Origin of the sequence: Pseudomonas sp. R1-15, from assembly GCF_051132085.1 — a bacterium.
Classification (GTDB): Bacteria; Pseudomonadota; Gammaproteobacteria; order Pseudomonadales; family Pseudomonadaceae; genus Aquipseudomonas.
This window is the reverse complement of the sequence record NZ_CP071660.1, coordinates 2,401,402-2,416,282: the sequence shown is the minus strand read 5'-3', so window position 1 is coordinate 2,416,282 and position 14,881 is coordinate 2,401,402. Positions and strand designations below refer to the sequence as shown.

Genomic DNA, 14,881 nt, shown 5'->3' with positions numbered 1-14,881 from the left:
TGCACCGCAAGCCAAGATTGATTATTACCGTGGGCTGGAGGCCAAGGGGGATGCCTAGCGTTTGCTCAGCGCAGCATCAACGGGAATATCAAGGATAAAGGTCGCGCCCTGCCCTGCCCCGTCGCTGTGCACGGTCAAGCTGCCGCCCATTTCCTGCGCGGCGAGCGCGCAACTGTGCAGGCCGAAACCGTGGCCGTCCTTGCGAGTGGTGAAGCCATGGGAAAAGATCCGCGCCAGGTGCTCTGGCGCAATCCCGTTGCCGTTGTCGGCCACCGTGATACGCAATGCTGATCCGTCGACAAGGGACGCGCAGAACGTGATACAGGAGCTGCAATCGTTCACGCCATCCAGCGCCTGCCTGGCGTTGCGGATCAGGTTCACCAGAATCAGCAGCACCCGGTGCCGGTCCAGCGACAGCAGAGGCAAGTCGGCAATGTCCTTGACCACCGTCACCTCCTTGCGTGCCAGTGATCCGGCACTCATGCGCAAGGCATCATCGATCAGCTCCGAGACCGGTACTGTCTCGACGACGCTGACAGCAACGGCATAGGACTGCTGGGCAGCGACGATGGTTTTGATGTGGTCGATGCCTTTGATGAGTTGCCCGAGCTCTTCGATGATGCCCTGCTGCTCTTCCGTCACCACTTGCGCCAGCTTGAGCAGGTAATCGGGCAGCATCCTTCCCTTGTTGTCCGTGGTCAGAAAATCGCTCAGGTCGTGGACGTGTTCGTTCATCAGCCGCGCCACTTTGCCCAGCCCCTGGGCCTTGGAGGTGCGCATCTGGCTGCTGACCAGTTCTGCCGATACGTTCACGCTGTTGAGGACGTTACCGACGTTGTGCAGCACAGTCGTGGCGATTTCGGCCATGCCCGCCTGGCGGGATTTTGCCTGCAGTTCGCTTTGCACCTGGCTCATGCGCAGCGCCGCGCGTACGCGAGCCTTGAGCTCCAGCGGCGAGAAGGGTTTGGCGATATAGTCGTCGGCGCCACTTTCCAGCCCGGAGATACAGGCCTCGCTACCGCCGCGGGCGGTCACCAGGATTACCGGCAGATGGGCAAAACCGGCGCTGGCTTTGATCCTGGCGGTCAGGCCGAAACCGTCGAGCTTGGGCATCATCACATCCGAGACGATCACGTCGATGGGTCGAAGCTGCAGCAGTGCCCAGGCCTGCTCTCCATCCGTTGCGGTGGCGACGATGTAGTCGTTCTGCAGAAGCTCGCTGAGATAACTGAGCATTTCCGGGCTGTCGTCCACCACCAGCACTCTGAATCGCAGGGCATGTTCCGGATGCGGCTCGTCGTCTGCGCCTTGCGTCGAAGCGAGGTCGTTGCGACTGCCCTGGCGGCCATCGTCAAAACGCAGGTGGCGCTGCTCCATCGTACTGGTTGTGCCCGCCGATGATCGCTCAAGCATATGGCTGGCTTCGGTCGGCAGGGTGTTCTGCTCAGCCCCCAGCGGAAGCCGGACAAAGAAGCGCGAACCCCGTCCAGGCTCGCTGTTGACGCCAACTTCGCCGCCCATCAGTTCGGCCAGGTCCTTGACCAGGGCGAGACCGATGCCGGTGCCGCTGTAATGGCGCGTGGCGGAGTTGTCGATCTGGGAAAAACGCTGGAACAACAGCGGCAGTTTGTCCGGCTCTATGCCGATTCCCGAGTCTTGCACCGCTAACTCAAATCGCTCGCCTTCGATCGGCTTCACTGCCAGGTGTACGGTGCCACCGCCGGGCGTGAACTTGATGGCATTGCTCACCAGGTTAAGGAGGATTTTCTCGAAGTGCCGGGGGTCCAGAAACACCGTGCCGAGCGCGGGATCGATGCTGCAAGTCAAGGTGCAGCCTTTGCCCTCGGCGACCATGGCGGCGTCCTCGGCCAGCACCCCCACCGCCTTGTTCAAATCAACCGACGAGGGACACAGCTCGAACTTGCCAGCTTCGGCCTTGGAAAAGTCGAGGATGTCGTTCACCCGGTTCATCAAGCGCAATGCGTTGCGTTGGGCACGTTCGACCTGCACACGCCAGTCCGCTGGCGGGGTGTCCGCCGCCGAGAGCTGTTCCAGGGGAGCGAGGATGAGGGTCAGGGGAGTGCGCAGTTCGTGGCTGACCGTGGCGACAAAATCGCTCTTTGCCTGGTTGGCCGTCTCGGCCTGGTTGCGCGCCTGAATGAGTTCGACGGCCTGCGCCTCCAGTATGTCGGTCTGTTGGTGCAACGTGTCGGTCCGTTCGGCGACCATTCGCTCCAAAGAGGCCTGGACCTGCTGTCGCTCGGCCTCGGCCTCGGCCTCCAGCACCCGGATGCGCAGGGCATTCTCCTGGAACACCCGTACGGCGCGGGTCATGATTCCAATCTCGTCCCCGCGTGCGGCGCTGGCAATCTCGGCGTCCAGGTCGCCGGCCGCAAGCCGGCGCATGACCGAGGCCAGGGCCACGATGGGCTGCGCGACAAATCGTGATGTGCTCCAGGCGATGGCACCGGCCAGCAGGACGGCGACGGTGCCCGCAACTATCGTCGCAAGCATGCCGCGATCGTTGTGGACCAAGGCGTCGGAGCGCGCTTCACCCGCAAAGCGCGCAACCAACAGGCCGGCGCTCCGTGCCTCGTTGCGAACCTCGTCGCGCGCCGCGCTCAAGGCATTGCTCGCCTGATGGAACCTGGCAAAGGCCGCCCGGTAGCCGGCAATCTGATCACTGACCGTCAGGGGCGTCGCCTTGGCTTGCAGTCCGACGGACGAAGGCAGAACCCGAGCGAGACGGGAGAGCTCGTCGAGAATCAGGCCGACAGAGCGGGCGGTTTCGGCCGACGGTGACAGGCGAAACGACAAGGTCTGCGCTTCCAGCGTGGCGACACGCTCGGCGAAACGCTTGGATAACGCGGCGGCGTTGTGCAGCAAGCCGGTCGCTGCCTGAATATCGCTTGCGTCGTGGCCGACGAGCCCATCCGCGTCAGCCAGCATCGCCTCGAGGCGCGCGGCCGCATCCCCGACGGCGGCGAGCTGCCGCAAAGCTTCGTCTCCCTGGCGTCTGGGGGCCTCGCCAAGGTGCTCTACCGCGACGCTGGCAGCAGCGACCGCCGCCGCCAACTGATCAAGGATCTCCGTTTCCTGCGGCGCCCCCGTCACCTCGCGCAGTTGCTCGATCACCGGCAGGAGCGCCGCGCAGGCGTTGCGCGCCGCGATGGCAGCCGCCGCATCCTGGGTCACCAACATCTTGGCCACATGGGCGGTGATGATCCGTTCGCCGTTGCGCAGGACATCCAGGATGCGGTGGGCGCTTTCGATGTCGCTCACCCGCGCCTCGTGGCCGGCGGTGCGGGCATCGAGCCCCTTCAGGCCATCTGCGATGCCCTGTTCGACGAGAATCGTCGCCTCGCGCATCCGCCCGTAATGGGCGGTCATGTTCTCCGTTTCGCCATCCATGGTCAGGGTCGCCGCGCGCAAGGCGGTGATCGCCGCGGCGAGCCGTTCCAGGCTGCCCTTGAGCGATTGCGCCTCGGCCGCCGGAATGGCGCTGAGGCCGGCGATCGCCGTCGCCACCATGCCTTCGGCCTGGGACAGGCTCTCAGGATCGCGAGTGGCGATGAAGTTTTCCACACGCCCGGTGGCGCCGTTGACCGAGGCCAGGATCTCCGCCGAATGGCTGGCGGAATCCACCGCGCGGACCATGCCTCGCAAGCCATAGAGGTTCACCAGCGACACCGCCAGCATCAGGAACACCAGCGCGGCGACCGCCAGCCCGATCCTGACGGCAATGGGCCTGTCGGTGACGGGCTTGAATGTCACCATGGCGCTGCGCCTCTCCACTCCCCCGCCACTACTGCTTCGTAACCTCCGGCAAAGGCGTCGCTGGCGGCGCCGTATTGTTGTTGGCCGCGTCGATCATCGCGGCTACTGAAGCCTGGCTGTAGAAAGGATTGGCGGCGCCGCCCACCGGCATGGTCGCGAGCCAGGCGTCCAGGTCTTTCGCATCGATACGTACCAGCGGCACTTCGACGAACTTCGGCACCTGCTTGCCCGCCAGAATCTGCTGCGCCACCCAGAAACCTACCTGGGAAACGCTGGGGGAGGCAGAAACAGAGACGGTCTCGTAGCCATTGGCATCGCGCTCCTGTTTCCACAGGGCGAGTTCGTCCTGACGATTGCCCATCACGATGATCGGCAAAGGCCGCCCCGCCGCCTTGAACGCCATGGCCGCGCCATAACCGTCGCCTCCTTGAGTCGCCACGGCATCGATACTCGGCAGCGACGGCAGCGCCAGCGCCACCTCTTTGCGGGCGACGGAAGCCGTCCAGTTCCCATACACGGTCTTGGCGAACTTCAGGCCCGGATAGTCGCTGGCGGCCTTGCGAATGCCGTCGCTGATGTTTTTATCGGTGGCATCGCCGGCAATGCCGCGGATCTCCAGCAGCGTTCCGTTCCCCTTGAGGCGCTCGGCGATGTAATCCATCTCCACGCGGCCCATGGCGGACCAGTTGTAATCCACGGTATAGACGCAACTTTCGCTGACCAGGCTGGCCATGACCACCACCACGATGCCGGCATTGCACGCATCGCGGATCACCCCGTTCAGCGCCGTGTCGGACGCGGCCAGGATGACGATGGCGTTCACGCCATTGACGATCATGTCCTGGATATGGGCCGCTTGTTCCGACGCCGAGTTGTTGGCGCTGACCACCGGAGCCTCGCGGATCAAGCCGTCCTTTTGCGCCTGGGACGCAATTTCCTGCCAGTTGCGCACCATCACCTTGCGAAAATCGCTGCCTGCGTATGAATTGCTGAAGGCAATGCTATAGCTTGCGGTAGAGCCGCCGGCGACACCGCCGTCGGCCGCTTGGGCTGGATGGGCGGCAAGCATCGCCAGCCCGGTCACGCAACCGGCGAGGCGCCAAAGGACGCTGTGGATCAAGGGCCATTTCAATAATGGAACCGGGCATGAAGTATCAGACACGTACAGACTCCTTTCCTTGGCGGCGACTGAAACCCGTGCAACGACGGTAGTGGCAATGAGCATAGTCCCAACGTGCCTGCTTCGCGCGGCCACGGAGGATTTCAGCCAGCCGAGCCCGCTAATCGCGCCACCTTCACAACGCCGCAGCCGCAACCCCTCGGGCACGCCAGGCAAAAGCCAGCACCATCAGCAGCCCCAGACCCGCCATTGCCGCGCCGGCCAGGGAAATCGCCGGGTAACCCAACCCCGCGTTGATCACCGCGCCGCCCAGCGCCGCACCAATCGCGTTGCCGAAGTTGAAGGCGCCGATATTCACTGCCGAGGCCAGGTTGGGCGCGTCCTTGGCGGCTTCCATAACGCGCATTTGCAATGGCGGTACCAAGGCAAAACTGGCGACACCCCAGATGAGGATGGCAACCGCGGCCGGCAGCGGCCAGCGCATCAGTACCGTGAACGCCAGCAGGACGAGAATCAGCACGCTAAGGGAAACGATCAGGGTCCGGTCTATCGAACGATCCGCGGCCTTGCCGCCCCACATATTGCCCAGCGTCAGCCCCACGCCGAACAGCACCAACATGGCCGTGACAAAGGCACTGGAGGCATGGGTCTCGCTGGTCAGGATCGGAGCGATGTAGGTGAAGACGGTGAACATTGCGCCCGAGCCGACTACCGTCAGGGCCAACGCCCCGAGCACCGGGCCACGGCCCAGCACCCGAATTTCCGCCAGCACCCCGCTGCTTTGCGGCGCCGGCAGGTTGGGCAGCGCGAACCACAACGCAGCCATTGCCATTACGCCCAATCCGGTAATTCCCCAGAACGCGGTGCGCCAGCCAAACAAATCGCCAAACCAGGCCGCCAACGGCACACCGCCGATGGTCGCCAGGGTCAGGCCCATGAACATGGCCGCGACCGCCCCGGCACGTTTTTCCGGGGCGACCACGCTGGCGGCGACGATGGAGCCGACGCCAAAAAACGCACCGTGGTTCAGTGAGGTCACCACCCTGGCGACCATCAGGCTGTAGTAATCGGTCGCCAGCGCTGACATCAGGTTACCCAGGGTGAAAATCGCCATGAGTCCGATCAGCAGATAGCGTCGGGGAATTCTGCCGGTGGTCAAGGTCATCAGCGGCGCGCCGAGCAGCACGCCCAGGGCGTAGGCACTGACCAACAGACCCGCGGCGGGAATGGAAACGCCGAGATCCGCGGCGATGCCCGGCAACATGCCCATGGGGGCGAACTCGGTAACGCCGATGCCAAAGGCACCAATGGCGAGTGCGACAAGCGGTGGATTGATACGCATGGGAAGCCTCCTTATCTATGCCGCAAATGCTACGATTCGGCCTTTGCAAGCGGTAGATAGCATTTCTGGCAAGCACCTTTGCGTACGGAGCACAAATGGACTTCAACGGCAGATCAGGTGAAATGGCTATGTTCGCCACGGTGGCGCAGGAAGGCAGCTTGTCCGCTGCCGCTCGTGCACTGGGGCTGACGCCCTCGGCAGTCAGTCGGATCATCGCGCGAACCGAACAACGGCTCGGCACCCGCCTGCTGTTGCGCACCACCCGCTCGATCACCTTCACCGCCGAAGGCGAGGCTTACCTGCGCGCAGCCCGGCGTATCCTTGCCGACATGGCCGAGGTCGAAGAGGCCATCGCCGACCAGGGCGTGCCCAAGGGCCGTTTGCGGGTCAGTGCCGCCCTCGGCCATGGGCGGCAGACCATCGTTCCTCTGGTGGCCGCATTCAGCGCCCGCTACCCGAACATCGTCGTCGACCTCACCCTTGGCGACGAAGTGGTCGACATTCTCGGCGGCCAGGCCGATGTGGCGGTGCGGTTTGGCCACCTGCCCGACAGCCCGCTGACCGCGCGCAGGATCGGCGACACCGGCCAGGTGGTGGTGGCTTCTCCCGAGTATCTGCAACGACACGGCACCCCCGAGGTACCGGAAGACCTGCTGCGGCACAACTGCCTGCGCTTCAACTTCCGTCGCGCCGAACCCAACTGGCCCTTCACCCGCGACGGCAAAGAGTTTTCCCTGAAGGTCAGCGGCAACATCGAATGTAGCAGTGGTGAGGCGCTGGCACAGTTCGCACGGTTAGGCGCTGGCATCGCCCGTATCGGCGAGTTCAGCGTGGCCGAGGATCTGCAACGCGGCGATCTGGTATCGCTGCTGGATGACTGGAACCCCGGAGACCGGGAGCCGATCCATGCAGTCTTCGTGGGGGGGGCGGCGATGCCGGCGCGGGTACGGGTGTTTGTGGACTTTCTGCTGGAGCAGCATCGGATGTGAGGTTGAGCTGTATCTCACGCATGAACAGATTCGGCCCCTGCGCAGAAAATACCGGCAGCGCAGAATGCGTTGACAATCCAGCTGCTAAGCTCAGTTTCGCTCCAGACCATAAGCCATACAACTCAAAGAAAGGTAAGGCAGCATGAGCACGGTACAGCCTCCGATCACATCAAAGTCCGCGAAATGGCGCTTCAAGGCAGGCATCGCGATTCTTTGCCTGATGCTCGCGTTATGGTTGCTGGTGCCGCTGGCGGCGGCTGCGGATGTACCCCGCTCCACCATCGCGGCGATCACCGGCGCGCTGTTCATCATCAACAAGGTGCTGTTGCTGCTGGTCATCGCGGTGATGGGCAAGGCAGGTTTTCAAGAGCTCAAGCAGAAGGTGTTCGGTTATGTGTCGGGCCTTGTACCCAGTGCCGAGCAGGAGGTCAGCGTCACCCGCCACCGTATTGGCCTGGTGATGTTCTGCCTGCCGTTGCTGTGCTCTTTTCTTGAACCTTATATCGATGCCTTCGCGCCCGGCTTTCGCCCCAACAGCTGGGCGTTGCAACTGCTTGGCGATGTCCTGTTGATCGGCAGCTTCTTCGTCTTGGGGGGCAATTTCTGGGAGAAATTGCGCGCGTTGTTTATCCGCACCGCACGGGTCAATACCGCTGCCGACGCGGTCTGATCCGATGCCAGGGTCGCCGCCCCCGGCGCTCTGTCAGCTGTTTTTTGGATGGCCATGACTTGCAGGTGCCGATATGCCCGATTCGCCCAGTTCCGTCGAGCCTGAGTTACAAACCGAACCGCTTCCTGAAAAGCCTGCGCCAGCCAATCCGCTAAGGCGCATTGCCCTGGGCGTTGCAGTGTTGATCGCGGTGCTGTTCACCCTCTCGATTTTCATGGAGCGCCGCACGCCCTCGACGTCGCAAGCCGTGGTGCAAGCCTATGTGGTGGAAATGGCCGCCGAGGTGGGTGGCCGTGTGACAGAAATTACGGTGCTCGACAATGCCCGGGTGAAGACCGGCCAGGTGCTGTTTCGTATCGACCCGCAGCCCTACAGACTTGTCGTCAGCGAGGCTGAGGCACGGCTGGAGGAAGCCGGCCAGGCAGTGGGTGCCAGCACCGCCTCGGTGGATGCCGCCCAGGCGCAGCTGGTGTCGGCGCGAGCGCAGCGCGACAACATTCGCGAGCAAGCCCGACGGGTGAACCAACTGGTGGAGCGTGGGGTGTTCGCCCCGGCCCGCCAGGATGAAGCGAAAGCCTCGCTGGGCTCCGCCGAGGCGGCCGTGAGCAAGGCCCAGGCCGACCTGGAACGGGCGCGCCAGCAACTGGGGCCCAAAGGCAACGACAATCCGCAGTTCAAGCAAGCCCTGGCCGCGCTGGAAAAAGCCCGGCTCGATCTGGTGCGCACCGAAGTCATCGCACCCGCCGACGGCGTGATCACCCATCTCCAGCTCGCCGTCGGTCAGGTCGTCAGCGCCGGCCAACCGGCACTGACCTTCATCGACAGGGGCACGGTATGGGTGTCTGCCGCGTTCAAGGAGAACAGCCTGGAACATGTGCAGGCCGACGATCCGGCGGAACTGGTGTTCGATGTATTGCCGGGCCGTGTGTTCAAAGGCCGTGTTGAAAGCGTCGGCTGGGGTGTCGCGCAACAGGGCAGCAGCAACTCGGCCCTGCCCTCGGTGCGCAACCAGAGTGGTTGGGTGCGCGACCCGCAGCGCTTTCCGGTACGCCTGATAGTGGAGGAACCGCACCCGATCGGCCCGCGTTACGGCTCGCAGGTGAGCGTGGTGATCTATACCGATGACAACCCCATGACTAACGCACTGGGGGCATTCATGACACGCCTGGGCGCCTGGCTGAAGTATGTCAATTGACGGGCAGGCCGAAGTCGAGCTCCTGCGGATCAAACGCCAGGGACTGCGTGTCGCCCTGGCAGTGACCGTGGGCTTGTGCGCGGGTCTGGTCCTGGGCGACGTCCTGCCGTTTCTCGCGCCCTTGTTCGCCATCCAGTTCCTCTTGGCCAGCCGCCGCGTGCCAGCGCTGTCTCAAGGGTTGATTACGTTGCTGGTAAGTATGCTCACCGGCGCGCTGCTGGTGGGTGTGACGGGTATGCTCGGTGAGCGGCCATGGATATTGCTGCCGCTGCTTTGGCTGTTTTATCTCGCCTGTTTTACCGCGCAAGGCCGGCAACCTGGCGGCGCGGGACCAGCGCTGATGCTGGTGATCGCCATTGTGGTGCCGATGCTCGATATCGCGCAGAGCGATCTGGGCGAGTCCATTGTGCTGGTACTGGTCAAGGCGGTCGGCCTGGGTTTGCTGCTGGCCTGGGGCGCCCATGCGCTGCTGCCCGACCCTGCTGGTGAACATGCCAAGCAGGCAGCCGCCCAGCCGCACGAGCAGACGCTGGTGATTCGCCAGGCCATGGCCAGCGCGACAATTCTGCTGACCATGGTTGCCCTGTGCCTGAGCGACCCAAGGCTGGCCACGGCGATCGTCGTCCCGATCACGGTGGCCTCGTTGCTTAGCCAGTTTTCCCTGGGCATGAGCAGCCGCACAGCCCTTGGCCTGGTGCTGGTCAACCTGCTAGGCGGAATGGCGGCGTCCGTGGCCTTCACGCTGTTTGAACTGCGCCCAACCCTGTGGCTGGTGGCGCTGATCCTGTTGCTGGTAAGCCTGCTGTTTGGCGGCAAAGCCTCCATCGGCAACGCCACTGGCAAGATATTCGGCGGCGGGCTTATCACCTTCGTTATTCTGTTCGGGCTCGGTGTATCGCCACTGCCAACAGAGACGCCACAGCTGTTTTCCAGCCGAATCGCCTACGTGTTGTTTGCAGTGGTCTATGCCATTGGCCTGGCCGCGCTGCTGTGGCCAAGAGCGCGTATATCGGAGCCTCGTCCGCAATCGGTGTAGGTGATCCACTCCTGCATTAGGCGCGTCTGCTTGCGGTGCGGCCGTTGTCTAGTGTGGTTTTACAACAGCCGGCACAGCCATTCGGGCAAAGACATACAGCAGCATCCCCACCAGGATAAGTGCCCCGCCTCGCAGCCACGTACCGATGTCTTGCTGACTCAGCAATACGAGGCAAGACAGGATCGCCAGCCAGGGTACCCAGGTGGGAACCTGAAAATGTTCTTCCGCAACATTGTCCTTGCGTAACACCAGCACGGCCATGTTGGTGCTGAGAAACACGAACAGTAAAAGCAGCACCACGGTTTGCGCCAAGGTCGCCAACGTTCCTGTCAGCGTCAGTGCGATGGCTACGAGCGTTGTGGCAATAATGGCCGCCCAGGGCGTGCGCCTATGCGGCAGGACCCGTCCCAGGACATCTGGCAACAACCCCAGATTGGCCATCCCATAAGTGAGTCGACTGGCCATGATCATGGTCAGCAGCGCTCCGTTGGCCACCGCGATGAGCGCGATAAAGGCGAACAGGCGCGGCGAAATGTCGAGCCCGGAAGCCCGAACCACTTCAAGTAATGGGGCCGATGTGGCAAGCAGTTTCTCCGTTGGCAACACTGAGGACGCGGCGACCCCAACAGCCATGTAAACCACCCCTGCGGTAATCAGCGCCGCGAACAAGGCCCGTGGGTATACCTTGCGAACATCCTTGATCTCTTCCGCGAGATTGGCGGACGTCTCAAAACCGACGAACGAATAGAACGCGAGCAACGCCGCGCCCAATACCGCCAGCATCGGACTGACCCCAGGCTTGAACTCCAGCGCCCTTGCCAGTTCAGCCTCGCCCGAACTGAAAAAGTAACCCGCAGCAACGATGACCAATATTAGCCCTGACAGCTCGACCACGGTCATCAGCAGATTCGCCCCCAGAGATTCTTTGATCCCTCGTGCATTCAGGAGGGCAATGAGCAACAAAAAGATCAGCGCAGCAACGTGGGGTGATACCTGGATGAATGCGCCAAGATAGTCCCCCGCGAAGGCCAGCGAGAGACCGGCAGCGCTGGTCACCGCGGCGGCAAGCATGCAAAAACCGACCAGGAACGATATCAGCGGTGATTTAAAAGCCTTTTCGGCAAACACCGACGCCGCGCCCGCGTGAGGATATTTCGAGACCAGTTCGGCGTACGAACCTGCCGTCAACATGGCGAAGAACAACGCGATCAACAACGGCACCCAGATCGCCCCGCCTACCTCTCCGGCGATGGTACCCGCAAGGGCATAAACGCCAGCGCCCAGTACATCGCCCAGGATGAACAGAAACAGCATCGGCCCCGTGATGGCACGGCGCAAAGAGGGCTTGGGTTGTGACGGGTTTACTGTCATTTGAGGCTCTGCCAGGGGGATTTTTTTCGCAAGATTCATCCGAGCGTCATGTCTTGCACAACCTCTGAGCAGTGGAGAAATTCGCAGGGTAAAAGTTCACTAAATTGCCAGTTCCGCACAAACGCCACCGCCCGCCAGGTTGTAAAGGCGTAACGTGCAGCCAATCTTGTTTGTCACCATCTGCACGATGGCCAATCCCAGGCCCGCGCCATTGGCATTGCCGCGACTGTAAAAGCGCTCGAACAGCCTTGCGATTTCCCCTTCATCGATCCCCGGGCCGGCGTCTTCAACCCTCAAGCAGACCCTGCCCGCCTCGTCCTTGCGCACCACCACAGCCACCTCGCTCCCTGGTGGAGAAAAATTGAGGGCATTGGTCCCGTACAACGCGCGGGACAGACGCTCGCGGGTCACCACTTTGCCGGGGCGCACCATTAGCTGGTGAAGCAGTTGGTATTCCATGGGGGTGACGATGACGTCCGCATCCTGGTAGCGCACCTGCTGAGTGGCCGGGTCAAGGCCGACGCCGGCGTGTTCAAGCATCGGTTGCGCGCGGCCCTGGCTGCGGCGCAGCAAGGCGCGCACGCGGGCCTTGAGTTCTTCGACGTCGAAGGGTTTCACCAGATAGTCGTCGGCGCCAGCGTCGAGCCCAGCGATGCGTTCGGCGGTGCCGTCGCGGGCGGTGAGGACCAGCACCGGTAAATCGTGCTGCTCGGCGCGCAGTTGTTGCAACAGGTCGAGGCCGCATTTCAGCAAAAATGTTACGGCTGGTTGCCAACTAAGGCTACCCTAAGGTTGGTTTCGCACTGTTCAACTTCCCACCTCCACTGAGAGCTTTTCCATGCGCAAAATTCTCCTGTTGTCCCTGATTATCGCCAGCCCCCTGGCTGTCGCCGGTCCGCAATGCACCACCGCGGAGCGTTCGCAATGGCAAGACGAAAAAGCCTTCCAGGACAAGCTCAAGGCCGAAGGCTACGAGATCAGCAAGTTCAAGGTGACCGATGGCAACTGCTACGAGATCTACGGCTTCGACAAGGACAAGCGCAAGGTCGAAATCTACCATGACCCGGTCACCGGCAAAGCCGTGAAGACCGAGATCAAAGGCTGATGCCAGGCGAATCCTTACGCCTGTGGGACCCGTTGGTGAGACTGTTTCATCTGTCTATCGCCGGGGTCTTTGTCGCCAACTACTTCTTCAACGAAGCAGGCGACGACTGGCACGTCTGGCTGGGCTATTACGCCATGGCCTGGCTGCTGGTACGAACGGTTTGGGGATTTGTCGGACCACGCAGCGCACGGTGGGCGGACTTCTGGCCCACGCCAGAACGTCTGGGTGCTCACGTGCGCTCGTTGCTCAACGGTCGGCCACAACACCGCCTGGGCCATTCGCCGATTGGCGCGCTGGTGATGCTGTCGATGTTGCTGGCATTGCTGATTATCGGGATCAGCGGCTTCCTGATGCAGGAAGTCGATGCCCTCTGGGGCGCCGATTGGCCGCTGCAACTGCACGAAACCGCCGCCAACACGCTGCTCGGTCTGGTGTGTGTGCATGTGCTGGCAGCCGTTTTTGAAAGTATCCAGGTACGCGACAACTTGCCGTTATCCATGCTCACCGGTCGCAGGAAGCGCCTGCCGGACGAACGTGCGCAGTAACATTTAATGACGCCGAGCTTGCAGAGCGACTATTGATGGGTGTCCGCTTCCTCAGCCGGATAAAACTCGCCCTCCTTCCCCATCTTGTTCAGACGTTCGCGGGCGATCAGCTCAACGCTGGCCACTGCGGCCTGATCCTCAGGGTCGACCAACTGCAAGCACAGGCGCTGGACATTCTGATCGTGGGTGCCCTCGCTGAGCATTTCGTGGGTGAAAACCTGGGCACCACGCCATAGGCATAGCTGAGTATGAGTCCCACCGAGCCATATCTCGTTGAATGGTCCAAGGTCGGTGGTAGCCAGCTGATCCACGGTGATTGTCTTATCCATTGCGCTGTACCTTGCCAATGAGTAGATACAGGTAGACTTACAGGCGCAGCGGGTCGTTCCCAGCGTCTGACGAAAGCCCAAGACAGGTCTGGCTTAAAACATGGATTGAATCCCTTACTTCTCGATGATCTCGCCGCGCATCGGTGCCAGCCGTGCGATCAGCCGATTTTGCACCGGCACCGGAACACGCTGTTCATCCATTGCAGCAATCAGATCTTCAACCAAGGCATTAAAATCACTGCGGCTGATGTTCTGCCCCTTGTGACTCTCGGCCATGCTGTCACCGGTGTAGGTGCAGGGGCCGCCGGTTTCTAGGCAAAATTGCTCGATTAATTTGTCGCGCAGCCGCTCGATATCAATCTTGCGAAAGCGCTCTACGATACGTTCATCACGCGCGATGTTCAGCAGCATGCCCTCGACGATCCGGGTGATCCCGGCCTGTGCGCCGAGGTCTTGATAGAGCGAGTCGTCCCTGGACAAGGGTTGTGTGCAGGCGCTCAACAGCCCGATCAGCACCAGCAGGACAATGCGCATCAAAAACTCCCCTGCACCGAAAGATATGTGCCGTTCTGGCGGTCGAGCGTCGCGATTTCGCCCAGCCGCGCGTAGGCCAGCACCACCGACAGATGTTTATTGGGAAAGTAACCGACGAACAGATCAACCCAGTCACTTTCCCCGGCAAAGGACAGGTTGTCCGGTTTCTGCCGATACTCGACGCCCAGTGCCCAGCGCGGATTGAGCAGCACCGCCAGGGAGCCCTCCTTCAGCACGCTACGAGTGTCGCGACGGTCACCGCCGAACCCGAGCAACCCCAGCTCATTGGCACGGCTGTAGCGCAGGCTGCCATTGAGCAGCAGGTTGTAGCCAAACGCCCCGCCCATGAATAACCGACTGGCAGCCAGATAGCCTTCGGTGTCGCTGTCCCGCCTGGCGCCAACCAGGCTCGGGATCAGGAAGTTGTTCTGGTGTTTATACTCCAGACCAAGGGAAACCTGCGGCAAATCGCCGTAGATCACGTCACCGAACAAACGCACCTTCATGGCAAAGATGTCCTGGCCGAGGTTATCGTCGGGCAGGTTCAGCTTGTTCACCAGCGAACCCAGGTCGAAACGCTGCCGGGCAAACGACAGCTCGACCCGGTTGTCGTAGGCCACGGCCAGCCCGGCGACATCCAGCCGATAATCCGGCAGATTGACCGAGGTCGCGAACGCAGTCGCCCCCCATTCGTTTTTTTCGCCGTAACCGGCCAGCACTGCCCACGGCGTGATCCCGCCGCCGGCGGCACCCTCCAGGCTGCTGGCGCCACCGGTCGCGATCAAACGCCCGCCGTCGGCAGAAACGACCTGAAGGGCGAGTCCTGTGCAACAGGCGATCGATAGCCACAAACGTGAACTCATGATGT

General features: G+C 62.1%; 12 protein-coding genes and 5 pseudogenes. 6 read left to right on the top strand and 11 right to left on the bottom strand.

Translation table 11 applies throughout. The annotated features are described in order from the left end of the window. Positions 1–54: 54 nt before the first annotated feature. The 5 genes and pseudogenes from J3P97_RS11140 to J3P97_RS11120 all read right to left on the bottom strand — a co-directional run. Positions 55–348 (bottom strand): annotated as a pseudogene (locus J3P97_RS11140) (ATP-binding protein); the annotation flags it as partial. A gap of 567 nt (positions 349–915) precedes the next feature. Continuing rightward, positions 916–1,203, bottom strand: a pseudogene (locus tag J3P97_RS11135) (response regulator transcription factor); the annotation flags it as partial. A 309-nt stretch (positions 1,204–1,512) separates the two neighbouring features. Next, positions 1,513–2,406, bottom strand: a pseudogene (locus tag J3P97_RS11130) (sensor histidine kinase); the annotation flags it as partial. Between the two features lie 1,399 nt (positions 2,407–3,805). Then, positions 3,806–4,846 carry an ABC transporter substrate-binding protein gene (locus J3P97_RS11125; protein WP_434674541.1) on the bottom strand — a complete coding sequence of 347 codons (1,041 nt, stop codon included), beginning with the start codon at positions 4,844–4,846 and terminating at the stop codon, positions 3,806–3,808. A 226-nt stretch (positions 4,847–5,072) separates the two neighbouring features. Further along, positions 5,073–6,239 carry an MFS transporter gene (locus J3P97_RS11120; RefSeq protein ID WP_434568835.1) on the bottom strand — a complete coding sequence of 389 codons (1,167 nt, stop codon included), beginning with the start codon at positions 6,237–6,239 and terminating at the stop codon, positions 5,073–5,075. Between the two features lie 95 nt (positions 6,240–6,334). On the opposite strand from J3P97_RS11120, the gene J3P97_RS11115 reads away from it, so the two are divergent. From J3P97_RS11115 to J3P97_RS11100, 4 genes are all read left to right on the top strand, one after another. Then, positions 6,335–7,228, top strand: coding sequence for a LysR family transcriptional regulator (locus J3P97_RS11115; RefSeq protein WP_434568836.1), 894 nt, complete (start codon positions 6,335–6,337; stop codon positions 7,226–7,228). A gap of 142 nt (positions 7,229–7,370) precedes the next feature. Next, entirely contained in the window at positions 7,371–7,898 is a 528-nt protein-coding gene (locus J3P97_RS11110) for a transporter suffix domain-containing protein (RefSeq protein WP_434674139.1), read from the top strand. A gap of 73 nt (positions 7,899–7,971) precedes the next feature. Beyond that, positions 7,972–9,093 (top strand): HlyD family secretion protein, encoded by a 1,122-nt coding sequence (locus tag J3P97_RS11105; RefSeq protein ID WP_434674138.1) that lies wholly within the window; start codon positions 7,972–7,974, stop codon positions 9,091–9,093. Continuing rightward, a complete protein-coding gene (locus J3P97_RS11100) occupies positions 9,083–10,129 on the top strand; it encodes a DUF2955 domain-containing protein (protein WP_434674137.1) in 1,047 nt (348 codons plus the stop codon). Before J3P97_RS11105 ends, J3P97_RS11100 begins: the two co-directional genes overlap by 11 nt. Before the next feature lie 48 nt (positions 10,130–10,177). Here the strand turns inward: J3P97_RS11100 and J3P97_RS11095 are convergent, their stop codons facing one another. The 3 genes and pseudogenes from J3P97_RS11095 to J3P97_RS11085 all read right to left on the bottom strand — a co-directional run. Continuing rightward, positions 10,178–11,500 carry an APC family permease gene (locus J3P97_RS11095; protein WP_434674540.1) on the bottom strand — a complete coding sequence of 441 codons (1,323 nt, stop codon included), beginning with the start codon at positions 11,498–11,500 and terminating at the stop codon, positions 10,178–10,180. A gap of 99 nt (positions 11,501–11,599) precedes the next feature. Beyond that, positions 11,600–11,815: pseudogene (locus J3P97_RS11090) on the bottom strand (sensor histidine kinase); the annotation flags it as partial. 60 nt (positions 11,816–11,875) lie between these two features. Next, positions 11,876–12,241: pseudogene (locus tag J3P97_RS11085) on the bottom strand (response regulator); the annotation flags it as partial. A gap of 97 nt (positions 12,242–12,338) precedes the next feature. Here J3P97_RS11085 and J3P97_RS11080 point away from each other — a divergent pair. Both J3P97_RS11080 and J3P97_RS11075 read left to right on the top strand, forming a co-directional pair. Next, positions 12,339–12,605 carry a PepSY domain-containing protein gene (locus J3P97_RS11080; RefSeq protein WP_048722823.1) on the top strand — a complete coding sequence of 89 codons (267 nt, stop codon included), beginning with the start codon at positions 12,339–12,341 and terminating at the stop codon, positions 12,603–12,605. Continuing rightward, positions 12,605–13,150, top strand: a complete 546-nt coding sequence (locus tag J3P97_RS11075) for a cytochrome b/b6 domain-containing protein (RefSeq protein WP_434674136.1) — start codon at positions 12,605–12,607, stop codon at positions 13,148–13,150. Before J3P97_RS11080 ends, J3P97_RS11075 begins: the two co-directional genes overlap by 1 nt. Before the next feature lie 29 nt (positions 13,151–13,179). Here J3P97_RS11075 and J3P97_RS11070 read toward each other — a convergent pair whose 3' ends face one another. From J3P97_RS11070 to J3P97_RS11060, 3 genes are all read right to left on the bottom strand, one after another. Further along, positions 13,180–13,479: a hypothetical protein gene (locus tag J3P97_RS11070; RefSeq protein ID WP_434674135.1), complete on the bottom strand. Its 300-nt coding sequence runs from the start codon at positions 13,477–13,479 to the stop codon at positions 13,180–13,182. Between the two features lie 114 nt (positions 13,480–13,593). Further along, entirely contained in the window at positions 13,594–14,013 is a 420-nt protein-coding gene (locus tag J3P97_RS11065; RefSeq protein WP_434604337.1) for a group I truncated hemoglobin, read from the bottom strand. Further along, a complete protein-coding gene (locus J3P97_RS11060; RefSeq protein WP_434674134.1) occupies positions 14,013–14,876 on the bottom strand; it encodes a DUF3034 family protein in 864 nt (287 codons plus the stop codon). Before J3P97_RS11060 ends, J3P97_RS11065 begins: the two co-directional genes overlap by 1 nt. Between the last annotated feature and the right edge of the window lie 5 nt (positions 14,877–14,881).